The organism is Bradyrhizobium sp. (genome assembly GCF_027451485.1).
Classification (GTDB): Bacteria; Pseudomonadota; Alphaproteobacteria; order Rhizobiales; family Xanthobacteraceae; genus Bradyrhizobium.
The window spans coordinates 43,543-59,457 of the sequence record NZ_DAIDJE010000208.1; the positions used below are offsets into that span (position 1 = coordinate 43,543).

At 62.0% G+C, this 15,915-nt stretch carries 17 protein-coding genes; 13 read left to right on the forward strand and 4 right to left on the reverse strand.

Going from position 1 to position 15,915, the window contains the following annotated elements; translation table 11 throughout:
- Nucleotides 1-165 precede the first annotated feature (165 nt).
- The 8 genes from NEZ08_RS24475 to NEZ08_RS24510 all read left to right on the forward strand — a co-directional run bounded on the left by NEZ08_RS24475 (nt 166) and on the right by NEZ08_RS24510 (nt 6,683).
- A complete protein-coding gene (locus NEZ08_RS24475; RefSeq protein WP_298112967.1) occupies nt 166-903 on the forward strand; it encodes a TetR/AcrR family transcriptional regulator in 738 nt (245 codons plus the stop codon).
- A 142-nt stretch (nt 904-1,045) separates the two neighbouring features.
- Nucleotides 1,046-2,074, forward strand: a complete 1,029-nt coding sequence (locus tag NEZ08_RS24480; protein ID WP_298112971.1) for an amidohydrolase family protein — start codon at nt 1,046-1,048, stop codon at nt 2,072-2,074.
- A 2-nt stretch (nt 2,075-2,076) separates the two neighbouring features.
- Nucleotides 2,077-2,772, forward strand: coding sequence for a 4-carboxy-4-hydroxy-2-oxoadipate aldolase/oxaloacetate decarboxylase (gene ligK, locus NEZ08_RS24485; RefSeq protein WP_298112974.1), 696 nt, complete (start codon nt 2,077-2,079; stop codon nt 2,770-2,772).
- 33 nt (nt 2,773-2,805) lie between these two features.
- Nucleotides 2,806-3,507: a substrate-binding domain-containing protein gene (locus NEZ08_RS24490; RefSeq protein ID WP_298112977.1), complete on the forward strand. Its 702-nt coding sequence runs from the start codon at nt 2,806-2,808 to the stop codon at nt 3,505-3,507.
- 31 nt (nt 3,508-3,538) lie between these two features.
- Nucleotides 3,539-4,471, forward strand: a complete 933-nt coding sequence (locus tag NEZ08_RS24495) for an amidohydrolase family protein (protein WP_298112979.1) — start codon at nt 3,539-3,541, stop codon at nt 4,469-4,471.
- A 13-nt stretch (nt 4,472-4,484) separates the two neighbouring features.
- A complete protein-coding gene (ligA, locus tag NEZ08_RS24500; protein ID WP_298112982.1) occupies nt 4,485-4,874 on the forward strand; it encodes a protocatechuate 4,5-dioxygenase subunit alpha in 390 nt (129 codons plus the stop codon).
- The gene (locus tag NEZ08_RS24505) at nt 4,874-5,728 is read left to right on the forward strand and encodes a class III extradiol dioxygenase subunit beta (RefSeq protein WP_298112984.1); all 855 of its coding nucleotides are present in this window, start codon (nt 4,874-4,876) and stop codon (nt 5,726-5,728) included. Before ligA ends, NEZ08_RS24505 begins: the two co-directional genes overlap by 1 nt.
- Before the next feature lies 1 nt (nt 5,729).
- Nucleotides 5,730-6,683 (forward strand): Gfo/Idh/MocA family oxidoreductase, encoded by a 954-nt coding sequence (locus tag NEZ08_RS24510; RefSeq protein ID WP_298112986.1) that lies wholly within the window; start codon nt 5,730-5,732, stop codon nt 6,681-6,683.
- Nucleotides 6,684-6,742: 59 nt separating this feature from the next.
- Here the strand turns inward: NEZ08_RS24510 and NEZ08_RS24515 are convergent, their stop codons facing one another.
- The 3 genes from NEZ08_RS24515 to NEZ08_RS24525 are packed head-to-tail and all read right to left on the reverse strand — an operon-like array spanning nt 6,743 to nt 9,916.
- A complete protein-coding gene (locus NEZ08_RS24515; protein ID WP_298112989.1) occupies nt 6,743-8,281 on the reverse strand; it encodes an MDR family MFS transporter in 1,539 nt (512 codons plus the stop codon).
- Nucleotides 8,281-9,444, reverse strand: coding sequence for an HlyD family secretion protein (locus tag NEZ08_RS24520; protein WP_298112992.1), 1,164 nt, complete (start codon nt 9,442-9,444; stop codon nt 8,281-8,283). Before NEZ08_RS24520 ends, NEZ08_RS24515 begins: the two co-directional genes overlap by 1 nt.
- Nucleotides 9,437-9,916, reverse strand: coding sequence for a MarR family winged helix-turn-helix transcriptional regulator (locus tag NEZ08_RS24525; protein WP_298112995.1), 480 nt, complete (start codon nt 9,914-9,916; stop codon nt 9,437-9,439). The genes NEZ08_RS24520 and NEZ08_RS24525 overlap by 8 nt, the downstream gene beginning before the upstream one ends.
- Before the next feature lie 239 nt (nt 9,917-10,155).
- On the opposite strand from NEZ08_RS24525, the gene NEZ08_RS24530 reads away from it, so the two are divergent.
- The 5 genes from NEZ08_RS24530 (at nt 10,156) to NEZ08_RS24550 (ending at nt 14,691) form a co-directional block, all read left to right on the forward strand.
- Nucleotides 10,156-10,641, forward strand: coding sequence for a Fur family transcriptional regulator (locus NEZ08_RS24530; protein ID WP_298112997.1), 486 nt, complete (start codon nt 10,156-10,158; stop codon nt 10,639-10,641).
- Nucleotides 10,642-10,665: 24 nt separating this feature from the next.
- Nucleotides 10,666-11,622, forward strand: a complete 957-nt coding sequence (locus NEZ08_RS24535) for a DMT family transporter (RefSeq protein WP_298113000.1) — start codon at nt 10,666-10,668, stop codon at nt 11,620-11,622.
- 12 nt (nt 11,623-11,634) lie between these two features.
- On the forward strand, nt 11,635-12,921 hold the full coding sequence (gene ispG, locus NEZ08_RS24540; protein ID WP_298113002.1) for a flavodoxin-dependent (E)-4-hydroxy-3-methylbut-2-enyl-diphosphate synthase: 1,287 nt from the start codon (nt 11,635-11,637) through the stop codon (nt 12,919-12,921).
- 263 nt (nt 12,922-13,184) lie between these two features.
- Nucleotides 13,185-13,634 (forward strand): cupin domain-containing protein, encoded by a 450-nt coding sequence (locus tag NEZ08_RS24545; protein WP_298113004.1) that lies wholly within the window; start codon nt 13,185-13,187, stop codon nt 13,632-13,634.
- A gap of 190 nt (nt 13,635-13,824) precedes the next feature.
- Nucleotides 13,825-14,691 carry an alpha/beta hydrolase gene (locus tag NEZ08_RS24550; RefSeq protein ID WP_298113007.1) on the forward strand — a complete coding sequence of 289 codons (867 nt, stop codon included), beginning with the start codon at nt 13,825-13,827 and terminating at the stop codon, nt 14,689-14,691.
- A gap of 51 nt (nt 14,692-14,742) precedes the next feature.
- Here NEZ08_RS24550 and NEZ08_RS24555 read toward each other — a convergent pair whose 3' ends face one another.
- Nucleotides 14,743-15,792, reverse strand: a complete 1,050-nt coding sequence (locus NEZ08_RS24555) for an alpha/beta hydrolase (RefSeq protein ID WP_298113010.1) — start codon at nt 15,790-15,792, stop codon at nt 14,743-14,745.
- Nucleotides 15,793-15,915 lie beyond the last annotated feature (123 nt).

The window sequence follows — 15,915 nt, forward strand, 5'->3', positions numbered from 1 at the left end:
CGCTAGGACGACCGGGATCTAGAGGCGCGCAGAGACAAACAATCGCGGTTCCGCGAGCACCCTCGCTCGCATTGACGACCTGAAATCGATTCACGGATCGGCGCTCTGCCGGGCCGGCGATCCTTGTTGACTTATCCATATCGTTTGTACAAAGGTACAAATGATATGGATAGAAAGCCCGCCGATAAGGAACGGTCGCGCAAGCCGAACATGCGCGAAGCCATTCTCGTGGCCGCGGAGGAATTGTTCTCGACGAAAGGGTTCAGCGCCGTGACGGTGCGGGATATTGCGCAGGCCGCCGGCGCAAATCCGGGCAGCGTGACGTATCATTTCCGGACCAAGGACGAGTTGCTTCTGGAAATCTACCGGCGTCACTGCAAGCCGATGAACCTCAGGCGCGCCGAGCTACTGGCCGCCGCCAATCGGGTGCGCGATCTGCAGGACAGACTGGAGGCAATCGTCCGTGCCTACGTCCTGCCGGCATTTTCTTCCGGCAGCGATCTCGCCGGCGGAGGAGCGCGTTTCACGCGGTTGCGCGCCATCATGTCGGCCGAGGGAAATGAAGTCACCCGGCGCATCATCGCGCAGACCTTCGACGACATCAGTCACGCCTTTATCGATGCAGTGCATAACAGCCTTCCACATATCCCGCGCGCGGACATCGTCTGGCGCAACCATTTCCTTCTCGGGGCACTCTATTATACGCTGGTGATGCCAGAGCGCGTGTCCCGGCTGTCGCGCGGCGATTCCGACGGGGCCGACGCCGGAGATGCGATCGAGCAGTTGGTAAAGGCGACTGTGGCTTCGCTGCAAGCGCCTGCACTCGATCGGGGGGGACCACCTTTGCGGCGATCCGCGGCACCAACCAAGTCTCGCGCGGGCGACGGTTACACGCCAAGATAAAGGGATTTCCGATCGTCCCGGATTATTCGAAGAGGAAAGACGAACGGGGCAGGTGGGCAAGCCGGCAGCGCTGACGGCAGATCGATCGCTTGGGGACCCGCAGCGACCCCCGTCCCACTGCCGCAACTGAAGAGGAGATCACGTGATCATCGATGTGCACGGCCACTATACCACGGCGCCGAAGGCCCTTGAGGATTGGCGCAGCCGGCAGATCGCCGGCATCAAGGATCCCGCGGTCAGACCCAAGGCCAGCGAGCTGAAGATCAGCGACGACGAGCTGCGGGAGTCCATCATCGACAACCAGCTCAGGCAAATGAAGGAGCGTGGCAGCGACCTGACCATCTTCAGCCCGCGCGCAAGCTTCATGGCCCACCACATCGGCGATTTCGAGGTGTCGTCGACATGGGCCGCGATATGCAACGAGCTGTGCTGGCGCGTCAGCACGCTATTCCCGGACAATTTCGCCGCTGCTGCGATGTTGCCTCAATCGCCCGGCGTCGATCCGAAGACCTGCGTGCCGGAGATCGAGAAGTGCGTCAAGGAGTATGGCTTCGTCGGCATCAACCTCAACCCCGATCCCTCCGGAGGGCACTGGACCTCGCCGCCGCTTTCGGATCGTCATTGGTACCCGATCTACGAGAAGATGGTCGAGCTCGACATCCCGGCCATGATCCATGTCTCGACGAGTTGCAATCCCTGCTTCCATACGACCGGGGCGCACTACCTGAATGCCGATACGACAGCCTTCATGCAGTGTTTGACGTCGGATCTGTTCAAGGATTTCCCGACCTTGAGATTCCTGATCCCGCATGGCGGCGGCGCGGTTCCTTATCATTGGGGCCGCTTCCGCGGCCTCGCGCAGGAGATGAAGAAGCCGCTGCTCAAGGATCATCTTCTGAAGAACATCTTTTTCGATACCTGCGTCTATCACCAGCCTGGAATCGACCTGCTCACCAGGGTGATCCCGGTCGATAACGTCCTGTTCGCCAGCGAGATGATCGGCGCCGTTCGCGGCATCGATCCGGAAACCGGTTTCCACTACGACGACACAAAGCGCTACATCGAAGCCGCCTCCACCCTCAGCGCGCAGGACCGGTACAAGATCTACGAAGGCAATGCGAGGCGCGTATTTCCGCGCCTGGATGCGGCGCTGAAAGCAAAAGGAATCTGAGCATGAGCGGTGCGATGAACGACCTCGGAATCGTCAAGCGCAATATCGACCGGGCAGATAAGGCCGCGGTCGAGAAATTGTCGCGATTCGGCGTCGCCACGATCCACGAGGCGATGGGTCGGGTCGGCCTGATGCATCCTTATATGCGTCCGATCTATGCCGGAGCCCGCCTGTGCGGCACCGCCGTTACTGTGCTGCTGCAGCCGGGGGATAACTGGATGCTGCACGTGGCGGCCGAGCAGATACATCCGGGTGATGTCGTGGTCGCGGCCTGCACCGTCGACAACACCGACGGCTTTTTTGGCGATCTGCTCGCTACCAGCTACCGTGCCCGCGGCGCGAAGGGTCTCGTCATCGATGGCGGCGTGCGCGACGTTACGGATCTTACCGAAATGCAATTCCCGGTGTTTTCGCGCGCGATCAGCGCTCGGGGCACGGTCAAGGCGACGCTTGGCTCCGTGAACATTCCAGTCGTCTGCGCCGGCGCAACCGTAAATCCGGGCGACGTGGTGGTTGCGGATATGGACGGAGTGGTGATCGTACCCGCCCGGATCGCGCAGCAGGCGGCGGATGCGGCGGAAGCACGTGAGGCCAACGAAGCGGACAAGCGCGACAAGCTTGCGCAAGGCGTTCTGGGCATCGACATGTACAAGATGCGGGAACCGCTCGCAAAGGCTGGGTTGAGATATATCGATTGACCCACAGCGGCGAGAGTTCAAGAGAGTTTGTCAATGACCGCTGATATCGTTGGCATTTCATCGATGGCCACCCGTCAGATCCTGGCGGAGTGTTCCGGCGCATATCGGCAAAAGGCGGGACGCTCGGTCGCTATCGAGTCAGTCGGCGGCGTCGATGCTGCGCGCCGCGTCCGGGCCCGCGAGAAATTCGACATCGTCGTGCTCGCCGACGACGCCATGAGGAAGCTCGAAGAGGACGGTTTCCTCAAACCGGGGACCCGCGCTGCCTTCGCCGAGTCGGCGATTGCGGTGGCTGTGCGAGGCGGCGCCACACGTCCCGATCTCTCGGACGAAGCCGCGACAAAAGCGGCAGTTTTGTCCGCGCGCTCGGTTGGCTACTCCACGGGTCCCAGCGGGACGCATGTGCTCAAGCTACTGGAAAAATGGGGGGCCGATCGGTCAAACACGGTGCGTATCGTTCAGGCTCCCCCGGGCGTTCCGGTGGGCACCTTGCTGGCGCGCGGGGATGTTGAACTCGGCTTTCAGCAATTGAGCGAGTTTCTGGATGTCCCGGGCATCGATGTCGTCGGGTCCTTGCCCCGGGAGATTCAATCATTGACCCGGTTTTCATGTGGGGTGTGCGCGCTGACATCCAACGAAGCCGCGGCGCTTGATTTTGTCAGCTATCTGACCTCGACAGAGGCGGATGCATCCATACGGCGTCACGGCATGCAACCGACGCAACCAAGATCGTGACGCGAGGGTTGGAACATTGAAGGAAGCGTTTATGTCGAAACCTGTTACGGGGCCGTTCGAGAAGACCCCGGGTTGGCTTGACTGGTATGCCGCTCCCTCGAAGCCGCGCTTCGTGGTGCCGGTCGGCGCAGTCGACGCGCACTGCCATGTGTTCGGGCCGGGAGCCGAATTCCCTTACGCGCCGGAGCGCAAATACACGCCCTGCGATGCGTCGAGGCAGCAGCTCTACGCGCTGCGCGACCATCTCGGCTTCGCGCGAAACGTGGTCGTTCAGGCGACCTGTCACGGCAGCGACAACCGCGCGATGATCGACGCACTCGTTCATTCGGGCGGCCGGGCGCGTGGTATCGCGACCGTAAAGCGCGGCGTAAGCGATGCCGAGCTCAAGGCGATGCACGAGGCAGGCGTGCGCGGGGTTCGCTTCAATTTCGTCAAGCGACTGGTCGATTTCACGCCGCGCGACGAACTCATCGAGATAGCCGGCCGGATCGCAAAGTTGGGCTGGCATGTCGTGATCTATTTCGAGGCTGTGGATTTGGCCGAGCTCTGGGATTTCTTCACGGCGCTGCCAACCACTGTCGTCGTCGACCATATGGGCAGGCCCGACGTCGCCAAGCCGGTAGACGGCCCCGAGTTCGGGCTGTTCGTGAAATTCATGCGTGAGAACCAGAACGTCTGGTCGAAGGTCAGCTGCCCGGAACGCTTATCTGTTTCGGGACCGCCGGCGCTCAATGGCGAGCAGAACGCCTATCGAGACGTCGTGCCATTCGCAAAGCGGATCGTCGAGACCTTTCCGGATCGCGTGCTCTGGGGCACCGACTGGCCGCATCCCAATCTCAAGGGGCACATGCCCGATGACGGTCTCCTGGTCGATTTCATTCCGCACATCGCCACCACGCCTGAGCTTCAGCGCAAACTTCTGGTCGACAATCCGATGCGATTGTACTGGCCGGAGGAAACATAAAGGAGGCACTGCGATGCCGCTCGAAAAACCCTACACGGATGTTCCCGGTACGACGATCTTCGACGCCGACATGTCGCGGCAAGGCTATCACCTGAACCAGTTTTGCATGTCGCTCATGAAGGCGGAAAATCGCGCGCGCTTCAAAGCCAACGAGCGAGCCTATCTCGACGAATGGCCGATGACCGAGGATCAAAAGCAGGCCGTGCTCGCACGGGACCTCAACCGCTGCATCCAGCTCGGCGGCAACATCTACTTCCTTGCGAAGATCGGCGCGACCGACGGCAAAAGCTTCCAGCAGATGGCCGGCAGCATGACGGGCATGAGCGAGGAACAATATCGTGAAATGATGGTGAAGGGCGGTCGCTCCATCGATGGCAACCGTCGCATTGGGGAGAAGAAGTGATGGCCCGTATCACCGCGAGCGTCTACACCTCACACGTCCCGGCGATCGGGGCGGCGATCGATCTCGGCAAGACCAACGAACCCTATTGGCAGCCGGTCTTCAAGGGCTACGAATTCTCCAAGGATTGGCTGAAGGAGCAGAAGCCGGACGTGATCTTTCTGGTCTACAACGATCACGCCAACGCGTTCAGCCTCGACATTATCCCGACCTTTGCGATCGGCACCGCACCCGAGTTCGCGGTGGCCGACGAGGGCTGGGGTCCGCGTCCCGTGCCCAAGGTCATCGGCCACCCGAAGCTCGCCTCTCATATCGCGCAGTCGGTGATCCAGGACGACTTCGATCTGACGATCATCAACAAGATGGATATCGACCACGGCCTCACGGTGCCACTCAGCCTGATGTGCGGCCAGCCGAAGGCGTGGCCCTGCCCGGTCATCCCGTTCGCCGTCAATGTCGTGCAGTACCCGGTGCCGTCCGGCCGGCGCTGCTTCATGCTCGGCAAGGCGATTCGCAAGGCGATCGAATCCTATGAGGAGCCGCTCAACGTGCAGATCTGGGGTACCGGGGGCATGAGCCACCAGCTCCAGGGTCCGCGCGCCGGGCTGATCAACAAGGAGTGGGATCAGGCTTTCCTCGATCGGCTGATCGCCGACCCCGAGGGGCTTTCCAAGATGCCGCACATCGACTACGTCCGCGAAGCGGGCAGCGAGGGCATTGAACTCGTGATGTGGTTGATCGCAAGGGGCGCCATGAGCGACGTCGACGGCGGCAAGCCACCGACGGTCCGGCACCGCTTCTATCATGTGCCGGCGAGCAACACCGCCGTCGGCCACCTGATCCTGGAGAACAACTGACATGACCAAAGTCATCAAAGTCGCGCTCGCCGGCGCCGGTGCGTTCGGCATCAAGCATCTCGATGGCATCAAGAATATCGAAGGCGTCGAAGTGGTGTCGCTGGTCGGCCGCAGGCTGGAACCGACCAGGGAAGTCGCTGCCAAATACGGCATCGCCCATGTCTCGACCGATCTCGCCGACAGTCTTGCACTGAGGGAAGTTGACGCCGTGATCCTGTGCACGCCTACCCAGATTCATGCGTCGCAATCGCTCGCCTGCCTGAAGGCCGGCAAGCACGTGCAGGTCGAGATCCCGCTGGCCGATTCCCTTAAGGATGCACAGGCTGTCGTCGACTTGCAGAAAAAAACCGGACTGGTCGCGATGTGCGGCCACACCAGACGTTTCAATCCCAGCCACCAATGGGTGCACAAAAGGATCGTTAGCGGCGAATACAACATCCAGCAGATGGATGTGCAGACGTTCTTCTTCCGTCGGTCGAATATGAACGCGATGGGCCAGCCGCGGAGCTGGACCGACCACCTGTTGTGGCACCACGCGGCGCACACAGTGGATCTGTTCGCCTACCAGACCCGTTCGCCGATCGTAAAGGCGAACGCGGTCCAGGGGCCCATCCACCCGACGCTGGGGATCGCGATGGATATGTCCATCCAGCTAAAAACCGAAAGCGGCGCGATCTGCACCCTCAGCCTGTCGTTCAACAATGATGGCCCGCTCGGCACCTTCTTCCGTTATATCGGCGATACCGGCACGTATATCGCGCGCTATGACGATCTCTTCAACGGCAAGGAAGAAAAGATCGACGTCTCAAAGGTCGATGTGTCGATGAACGGCATCGAACTGCAGGATCGCGAGTTCTTTGCCGCCATCCGCGAAGGCCGTGAGCCCAACGCGAGCGTCGCCCAGGTCCTGCCGTGCTATCAGGTGCTGCAACAGCTGGAGCAACAGCTGGTTTAGGCCTGCCATGACGTATCAATCCCGAACTCCACTCGCAACACGGCCGCAGTTGTTGCAAGCTATTCCATCACGGCGTGATCGGGCGCCGGCACCTGCTTGCGAAGCGCGGCCTTGGTCGACCCGATCATGATGGCGAGCGGGATCGAGCAGAGGATGAAGATCATCACCAGCTGATAATCCTGCGAGAATGCGATGATCTGCGCCTGGATCGCCACCATGACATCCGCCATCGCGCGGCCCTTGTCGGTACCGAGATTGATCAAGCTGTGCACGTCAGGCATCTGGAGTGCCTGATTGAACGGATTGATGTGTTCCGACAGGATGGCGTAGATCCGCCGGCCGCCCTCGGTCAGTTGCGCGATCACGATGGAGATGCCGACCGAGCTCGCGACATTGCGCATCAGGGTCAGCATCGAGGTGCCGTCGGTGCGCAGATTGTTCGGCAGCGTCATGAATGCCACCGTCGAAAGCGGCACGAAGACGAGACCGAAGCCGAACCCCTGGATGATGCTGATGGTGACGACTTCCGTCGCGCCGGTCTGATCGGTCCAGCCGGTCATGATGTACAGCGACAGCGCGGTGATGCCGAGACCAGCGATGATCAGCGTTCGCGCCTCGATGTAACGCATCAGCCGGCCGACCAGCATCATCGAGACGAAGGTACCGCAACCGCGGCTTGCCAGCAGCACACCGGCGGTGATGATGGGATAGCCGATCACGTTCTGCAGGTAGGGCGACGCCAGCGCCATGGTCGAATACAGCACGAGACCCATCACCGTCATGAAAATGCAACCGGTGAGGAAGTTGCGATCGGTAAACAGCGAGAACTGGATGAAGGGGCGGTCCGTGGTGAAGGAGTGCGCGAGGAAATAATAGAAGCCGGCGATCGAGAGAATGAACTCGGCGATGATCTCGTTGGATTCGAGCCAGCCGAGCTGTTCGCCACGATCGAGCGCGACCTGGAGCGCGCCGATGCCGACGGCGAGCGCGGCAAAGCCGAACCAGTCGAAGCGCAGCTCGGTATCCTGTTTTGTTTCGTCCATGAACACCATCAAGCCGAGCACGGTGATGATGCCGAACGGCAGGTTGACGAAAAACACCCAGTGCCAGGAATAGGTCTCGGTCAGCCAGGCACCGAGCGAGGGGCCCATGATTGGACCCATCATCACGCCCATGCCCCAGATCGACATCGCCTTGGCGCGCTCCTGCAAGGAGTACATGTCGAGCATGACCGCCTGCGACAGCGGCACGAGGGCGGCCCCGAACACGCCCTGCAGCAGGCGGAACAGCACCATCTGGTTGATATCCTGCGCGAGCCCGCACATTACTGAAGCGACGGTGAAACCGGCGGAGCAGATGATGAAGGTGCGCTTGCGGCCGAAACGGTTGGCGATCCAGCCCACCGGCGCCGTCATGATCGCCGCCGCAACGATGTACGACGTCAGTACCCAGTTGATCTGGTCCTGCGATGCCGACAGGGTGCCCTGCATGTAGGGCAGCGCGACGTTGGCGATGGTGGTATCGAGCGCCTGCATGATGGTGGCAGTCATGGCGCAGATCGTCACCATGTTCCGCCGCAGGCCCGGAACGGTGCTCATCAGTTTTCGTCTTGCTTCGCCGTCGCCCGCAGACCCAGCAGCCCCGCAAGCGTACGCTTGTGCCCGGTATCGATCGTGGCATAGGCGCTCATGCCGGCCTTCAGCTTCTTCACCATCGGATCGTTTTTGTCGAAGTAGATCCGCACCGGGATTCGCTGCACCACCTTGACGAAGTTGCCGGTGGCGTTCTGCGGCGGCAATATTGCGAACTGCGCACCGGTCCCGGGCGAAAGCGAGCCCACGGTGCCCTTGAAGGTATGATCCGGGAAGGCGTCGACTTCGATCTCGACCGGCTGACCGACTGCGACATGCGTCATGTCGGATTCCTTCAGGTTGGAATCGACCCAGGGCTTTGCGACATCGATGATGGTGAAGACCGGCGAACCGGCGACGACGAAGCGTCCGAGCTGGATCTGGTCGACCAGCGTTGCGATGCCGTTCATCGGCGCGCGCATCTCGGTGTGGTCGAGGTCGCGCTCGGCCTGCGCGAGCGCGGCCTGCGCCTGGTAGTAGGGCGGGAAATCGTCAAGCTTCAGGTTCGGGTTGCCGAGCAGCTGCGTCAGCGAACTCGAGCGCTGCTGCTGGACGAAAGCGAGCTGGGCGCGCGAGGTGACGAGGGCGGTGCTGGACCTGTCGAGGTCGAGCTGCGAGCCGAAGCTGCTCTTGGCCAGCGCCGCCTTGCGGTCGACGTCGCGCTGCTTCAGGTCGATGTCCTGCTGCATCAGATCGGCCATCTTGTCGTAAATCTTGATGTTGGCGACGAGGTTGTTGTAGCTCATCTTCGCCTGTTCGACGGCGGCCTTGGCACGGTCCACGGCGAGACGGAACGGGACCGGATCGATCTCGAACAACACGTCGCCCTTGTGGACGAGCTCACCTTCCTTCACGACCACCTTATCGATGCGGCCGGAGATGTCGGGCGTGATCAGGACCTTTTGCGCACCGACATAGGTGTCATCGGTGCCGACGTAGCGGCCGCCATTCAGATAAAAAGCGAAGCCGCCAATTACCGCAACGATCGGCAGCACGACCAGCAGCAGGAACCGGCGATAGCGGCGCAGCGCGGCCAGCAGCCGCCGACGCGGCCGTGCCGCAACCTTCTCGTGCGGCTGCGCCGGCGCGCCCTTCTGCTCGGGTGCAAATTTCAATACGGGCTCAGCCATAGCGCTGTTCTTTCCTTGCATCATCTTCGGCGTCGGCAATCGCGTTGCGGACGTTTTCCTTGACTGTTTCCAACTGGGTGAGAAGCCGCTGCGCGTCGGCCGGACTGATGCCTTCGAGCGCGGTTGCGGTGATCTCCGTCTTCAAGCCGTTCATCTTGCCAAGCAACACCCGCCCGGCCTTGCGCAGGTAAAGCCGGTTGACGCGCCGGTCGGTGTCGTCGCTGCGGCGTTCGATCCAGCCGCTGTCGCAGAGGCGATCGATCAGCCGCGTCAGCGTGATCGGCTGCATCTCCATCTGCTCGGCAAGTTCGGTCTGCTTCATGCCTTCGAAGCGCTCGACCTTGGCGAGCACTGCCCATTGCGCGCGGGTGATGCCGTAGCGTGCCGCCTGGCGGTCCGCATAGGCGCGCACCAGCCGCTGCAACTCGCCGAGCGTAAACAGAAAATTCGCGTCCACCGGATCGCGGGACATAGGGGCGCACCGTTTGAAAATCGAGAAGCGTCACGGCCCCTCTCGGGACCTTCATAAGCTTGCGATATAATAAGCTTGCTTATGAATTTTTCATGTCGATGGCAATGCGGCCCTGCCCTGTCGAATTGGCATGGCTAAGGAACCGCTAAGGCCGGCGCCGGCCCCAGATCGCGGGGTTGAAAAGGCTCTTCGAGCAACGAGATTTCGGGAAACCTCCGGAAAATGGTAAACTTGATGTTATGACGTTCGCCAAACCGACCTTTCCAGTTCCCGGCCACGATCACGGCCGCTGCACGGCGGAGGCCTTGCAGCATGCCGAACGGGTCTGCGCCAGGCGCGCGCAAAAATTCACGCCGATCCGGCGCCAGGTGCTCGAGGCGCTATTGTCCAGTCATCGGCCGCTCGGCGCCTACGAGGTGATCGAGGAACTGGCCAAGACGAAACCCCGGCCGGCGCCGATCACAGTGTATCGCGCGCTCGAGTTCTTGATCGAGAACGGGCTCGTCCACCGCATCGAAAGCCGCAACGCCTTTCTCGCCTGCGGGCATGACCATGATGAAACCGCGATGGTGGCGTTTTTGATCTGCGAACGCTGCGGGCTCGTCGGGGAAGTGCCGGCTGCGCCCGTCGCGCAAAGCCTCACCGCGTCGGCGCGCGCCACCGGTTTCACGCCGAAAATGTCGATCGTCGAGATTACCGGCATCTGCGCGCATTGCCAAAACTAACAAGAAGGCGATAAGCCGTCGTCCATGACTTCAGACAGATTGCCGCACTCATTCGCGGAGCGTTCGCTCAGCGCGCAAGCGATCGGCTTGATGCTGATGCTGTGCTTCAGCTGGGGTTTCAACCAGATCGCGGTCAAGCTTGCATTGCCGGACATTCCGCCGCTCTGGCAGGGCACGATCCGCTCAATGGCCGCGCTTCCCGTGCTGCTTTTGATCGCGCACTTTCGCGGCGTGAAGCTGTTCGAGCGCGATGGCACGCTTCGCGCCGGCCTCCTGCTCGGCGTCACCTTCGGCATGGAATTCGTGCTGGTCTATCGCGGGCTGGAACTGACATCGGCCTCACGCGCCGTGGTGTTTCTCTACACCGCGCCGTTTTTCGTGGCGCTTGGTTCCTTTCGCTTGCTGGGAGAACGGCTGCGCGTCCTGCAATGGGGCGGGCTCGCCTTGAGCTTTGCCGGCGTCGCCCTGGCGATCGGCGTGCCGCAGCCGGATGTCGATGCGAGCGTGCTGTGGGGCGACCTGTTGATCGTCGGTGGCGGCGCGCTATGGGCGGCTACCACGCTGATCGTGAAGGCAACCGCCTTGCGCCACGCCCCGGCCGAGAAAGCACTGATCTACCAGGTTGCGATATCGATCCCGATTTTGGGCATGGCTGCCTTCTCCTTTGGCGAGACGGTGACCCATTTTCCCGGACCTCTGGCCCTGTCCCTGATGGCCTATCAGGCGATCTGGGTGGTCGGATTGACATTTTTGCTGTGGTTTGTGCTGGTCAAGAGCTATTCGGCCAGCAAATTGTCGGCATTTACCTTCATCACCCCTTTGTTTGGCGTCGCGGCTAGTTATTTCATCCTGCATGATAGGCTGACCCCCGTTTTCGGGGCCGCGGCACTCCTTGTCATCGCGGGGCTTTACCTCGTAAACCGACCCCATCCGGGGGACCCCGTTACCGCTGATCCGTTGCTCACCGTCACCGAAACCTGATATCTGACGCCCATGAACAAGCCCGAGATTTTGCCAGATTCCGATATCGCCGGCCCCAAGGCGCGGCACAAAACCACCCAGGTCAAGGTCGGCCACGTCGCTGTTGGCGGCGGCGCGCCAATCGTCGTGCAGTCGATGACCAATACCGACACCGCCGACGTCGAAAGCACCATTGCCCAGGTTGCAGCGCTGACGCGCGCCGGCTCCGAGATGGTGCGCATCACCGTCGACCGCGAGGAAGCTGCAGCCGCTGTTCCGCATATTCGCGACGGCCTGCGCAAGCGCGGCATCAACACGCCCTTGATCGGCGATTTCCATTACATCGGCCACAAGCTGCTCGCCGAATATCCGGCCTGCGCCGAAGCGCTCGACAAGTACCGCATCAATCCCGGCAATGTCGGCTTCAAGAACAAGCGCGATACGCAGTTCGCCGACATCATCGAGATCGCCAACAAGAACGACAAGCCGGTACGCATCGGCGCCAACTGGGGCTCGCTCGATCAGGAACTGCTCACCAAGCTGATGGACGAGAATACGGCTTCCGCCAATCCGCGCGATGCTCGCGCCGTGACGCGCGAGGCGATGGTGCAGTCGGCGCTGCTGTCGGCCGCGCGCGCCGAAGAGCTCGGCATGCCGAAGAACCGCATCATCCTCTCGGCCAAGGTTTCCGCCGTGCAGGATCTGATCGCGGTCTATCAGGAACTGGCACGCCGCTCCGACTACGCCATCCATCTCGGTTTGACAGAAGCCGGCATGGGCTCGAAGGGCATCGTCGCCTCGTCGGCCGCGCTTGGCATTCTGCTGCAACAAGGCATCGGCGACACCATCCGCATTTCGCTGACCCCCGAACCCGGCGGCGATCGCACGCTGGAAGTCCAGGTGGCGCAGGAATTGTTGCAGACCATGGGCTTCCGCACCTTCGTGCCGCTGGTGGCGGCATGCCCCGGTTGCGGCCGCACCACCTCGACCACATTCCAGGAACTGGCGCGCTCGATCCAGGATTTCATCCGCGACGAGATGCCGAACTGGAAGACAAAGTATCCTGGCGTTGAAGAGCTCAACGTTGCGGTCATGGGCTGCATCGTCAACGGCCCCGGCGAATCCAAGCACGCCAATATCGGCATCTCATTGCCCGGCACCGGCGAAGCGCCCGCGGCGCCGGTGTTTGTGGACGGCAAGAAATTCCGCACGCTGCGCGGGCCGACAATCGCGACCGAATTCAAGGCGCTGGTGATCGACTATATCGACCAGCGCTACGGCAAGGGCGCCAAGCTGCCGGAGACGACGGCCGCGGAGTGAGACTTCGTCGGCTTAATCCCGTTGCTTCAAACCCTCATGGTGAGGAGCCGAATCGTCTGACGCGGCGTCCCGAACCATGAGGCCGCCGACTTGAGCCCCATCTTTCGAGACGCGCGCAACGGTCGAGTAGCAAGGCGTCTGAAGGGTAACGCGAAATTCGAAAAGTCCGCCCCGGACGGACGCGGATTCGTTTAGCGGGTAGACAGACCTTTGCGCCTGTTCGATGCTAGCCCTTGCCGGAGTCCATCATGGGAGGGTGAACGATGACTGCACTGGAAAAGGGCATTACTGCGAGCGGTACCGGTTACGGCGGCAAGAGCTGGAACATTCTCGGCCAGCTTTATTTCCCCAAGGCAATTTGCGATTCCACCTTCGCGTTCGAAACCAACAGCGAACCGGGCCAGTTCGTTCCGGTTCACGTCCATCCCACGCAGGATGAGTTCATCCTCGTGCAGGACGGCGTGCTCGACCTCAAGCTCGACGGCCAGTGGGTCAAGGCAAAGGCCGGCGACCTCGTGCGTATGCCGCGCGGCATTCCGCACGGCTATTTCAACAAGTCGGACAAGCCGGCGCGCGCGATGTTCTGGGTCTCCCCGATGCAGAAGCTGGAAGCGCTGTTCAACATGCTGCACAACCTCGCCGATCCTGCTGAGGTCGTGCGCATCTCGGCACTGCACGAGGTCAATTTCCTGCCGCCCGAGGCCAACGAGTAAGCGGGCAGCCGGCAAGCGGCGAGCCAGCCGTCACATCAGGCACATCAGCGGGTCGGGCGGCCGGGCGCTTTGCGGCCGACATGCGGTCTGCTGCCCGATCAGGCTGGCCGACCGGTTCTTCAAGGGAAACAGCGGGCAGCCACCGCGTTTCTAGCCCATGAGCGCGAGAGCTGAACTCCTGCGGGTGGCTTTGCGTCTGGTCAAGCGGCTGGGCAAAGCCCGCGAGATGTCGCTTGCAACGGCCCGCCGCCGCTTGCCGCTGCTCGAACCGCTCGTGCCCGGCCCATCGAAGGGAACACGGACCGAAGCGCTCGATGCCGACGGCGTGAACGCCGTGAGGATCACAGTTCCCCAGGCGCGCGAGAATACCTGCGTTCTGCATTTCCATGGCGGCGGCTACGTGATCGGCAGCGCGGCGCTGTATCGCGACTTCACCTGGCGGATTGGCGCCGCAGCACGCAGCTCCGTGCTGTATTTCGATTACCGCCTGGCCCCGGAGCACCCGTTCCCGGCCGCGCTTGACGATGCGATGACCGTCTATCGGTGGGTGGCGAAGCGCATCGACCCCAAACGACTCGCGTTCATCGGCGACTCCGCCGGCGGCGGTCTCGCGCTCGGCACGCTCTACCGGCTGCGCGACGAGGGGCTGCCGCTTCCTGCGGCCGCGGTAGCCATCTCGCCCTGGACCGATCTTGCGCTGACCGGGCCGTCGTTACAGAGCAATGCGGCGGCCGATCCGATGATGGAGGCCACGCATCTTCCTGCAACCGCCGATCGCTATCTGGCCGGCGCCAATGCGCGCCATCCTTACGCCTCGCCGCTCTACGGCGACGCATCCGGCCTCCCGCCGATCCTGCTTCAGGTGGGCAGCGACGAAATCCTGCGCGATGACGCGGTGCGAATGGCCGAACGCCTGAAGGCGGCGGGATGCGATGCCGAGATCGAGGTCTGGCCGCGCATGCCGCACGCCTGGCATCTCTACGCGCGCATCCTCCCCGAGGGCCGCGAAGCGATCGCGCGCGCCGGACGCTTCGTGCAGCACTGGTTTTCGCCATGAGCCGGCAATGCGGCTCCATTCGAACCTGATCTCATCATGCGCCGATGTTGTTCAGCCCATCCGCGCGACATCGATGACGGCCTGCGCGAACGCCTGCGGCGCTTCCTGCGGCAGGTTGTGGCCGATGCCGCCCTTGATGTCGCGATGCTCGTAGCGGCCGGAAAACTTCCCGGCATAGGCGGCCGGCGGCGGATGCGGCGCGCCGTTGGCATCGCCTTCCATGGTGATCGTGGGCACCGAAATGACCGGGGTTGCGGCGATGACCTTGTCGATAGCCGCATAACGCACTTCACCCTCGGCGAGCGCGAGGCGATAGCGGTAGTTATGCACCACGATGGCGACATGGTCGGGATTTTCAAGCGACCTGGCGCTGCGGTTGAAAGTCGAATCGTCGAACTTCCACTGCGGCGAGGCGAGTTGCCAGATCAGCTTCGAGAAATCGTGGCGATATTTCTCATAGCCCTCCTTGCCGCGTTCGGTCGCGAAATAGAACTGATACCACCATTGCAATTCGGCGGACGGCGGCAGCGGCATGTTGCCGGATTGCTGGCTCGAGATCAGATAGCCTGAGACCGAGACCATGCCCTTGCACCGTTCGGGATGGACCGCTGCGATGATGTTGGCGGTCCGGGCGCCCCAGTCGAAGCCGGCAAGCGTCGCCTTCTCGATCTTCAGCGCATCCATCAGCGCAAGAATGTCGGCGGCGATCGCTGCGGGCTGGCCGTTGCGCAACGTATCGCCGGACAGGAAACGCGTGGTGCCGTAGCCGCGAAGGTAAGGTATGATGACGCGATAACCCGCTTGCGCGAGCAGCGGCGTCACATCGACAAAGCTATAGATGTCGTAAGGCCAGCCGTGCAGCAGGATGACGACGGGGCCGTCGGCCGGGCCGGCATCGGCATAGCCGACGTTCAGCAATCCTGCATCGATCTGCTTTAGCGACGCGAAGGAGGTGTGAGTTCCCGGCCCGGCCGCGGGCAGCGTCGAATTCGCCTTGGCCTGCGCCTTCGCAGCTCCGATCGCGCCCAATTGAGCAGTCGCCAATGTCGCCGCGGCAATGCCGAGAAAGTCCCGCCGATGACGCTTGATGGGGTCGGACATATCGATCTCCTTCATTTCCCTGCGTTCCGGCGCTCGCACCTTGCGGCCCCGGAACTGCGAAAACCCTAGCTTGATGCCGCCCCGCTCGCTTTCAGAAGGCGTGGATTTATGCTTCAGAATGTC

Excerpts from the sequence above, each read along its gene's own strand:
- NEZ08_RS24490 (WP_298112977.1), top strand. The coding sequence starts at position 2,806 with ATGACCGCTGATATCGTTGGCATTTCATCGATGGCCACCCGTCAGATC.
- NEZ08_RS24545 (WP_298113004.1), top strand. The coding sequence starts at position 13,185 with ATGACTGCACTGGAAAAGGGCATTACTGCGAGCGGTACCGGTTACGGC.
- NEZ08_RS24505 (WP_298112984.1), top strand. The coding sequence starts at position 4,874 with ATGGCCCGTATCACCGCGAGCGTCTACACCTCACACGTCCCGGCGATC.
- NEZ08_RS24535 (WP_298113000.1), top strand. The coding sequence starts at position 10,666 with ATGACTTCAGACAGATTGCCGCACTCATTCGCGGAGCGTTCGCTCAGC.
- NEZ08_RS24530 (WP_298112997.1), top strand. The coding sequence starts at position 10,156 with ATGACGTTCGCCAAACCGACCTTTCCAGTTCCCGGCCACGATCACGGC.
- ispG (WP_298113002.1), top strand. The coding sequence starts at position 11,635 with ATGAACAAGCCCGAGATTTTGCCAGATTCCGATATCGCCGGCCCCAAG.
- ligA (WP_298112982.1), top strand. The coding sequence starts at position 4,485 with ATGCCGCTCGAAAAACCCTACACGGATGTTCCCGGTACGACGATCTTC.
- NEZ08_RS24515 (WP_298112989.1), bottom strand. The coding sequence starts at position 8,281 with ATGAGCACCGTTCCGGGCCTGCGGCGGAACATGGTGACGATCTGCGCC.
- NEZ08_RS24555 (WP_298113010.1), bottom strand. The coding sequence starts at position 15,792 with ATGTCCGACCCCATCAAGCGTCATCGGCGGGACTTTCTCGGCATTGCC.
- NEZ08_RS24520 (WP_298112992.1), bottom strand. The coding sequence starts at position 9,444 with ATGGCTGAGCCCGTATTGAAATTTGCACCCGAGCAGAAGGGCGCGCCG.
- NEZ08_RS24475 (WP_298112967.1), top strand. The coding sequence starts at position 166 with ATGGATAGAAAGCCCGCCGATAAGGAACGGTCGCGCAAGCCGAACATG.
- NEZ08_RS24525 (WP_298112995.1), bottom strand. The coding sequence starts at position 9,916 with ATGTCCCGCGATCCGGTGGACGCGAATTTTCTGTTTACGCTCGGCGAG.
- ligK (WP_298112974.1), top strand. The coding sequence starts at position 2,077 with ATGAGCGGTGCGATGAACGACCTCGGAATCGTCAAGCGCAATATCGAC.
- NEZ08_RS24510 (WP_298112986.1), top strand. The coding sequence starts at position 5,730 with ATGACCAAAGTCATCAAAGTCGCGCTCGCCGGCGCCGGTGCGTTCGGC.
- NEZ08_RS24495 (WP_298112979.1), top strand. The coding sequence starts at position 3,539 with ATGTCGAAACCTGTTACGGGGCCGTTCGAGAAGACCCCGGGTTGGCTT.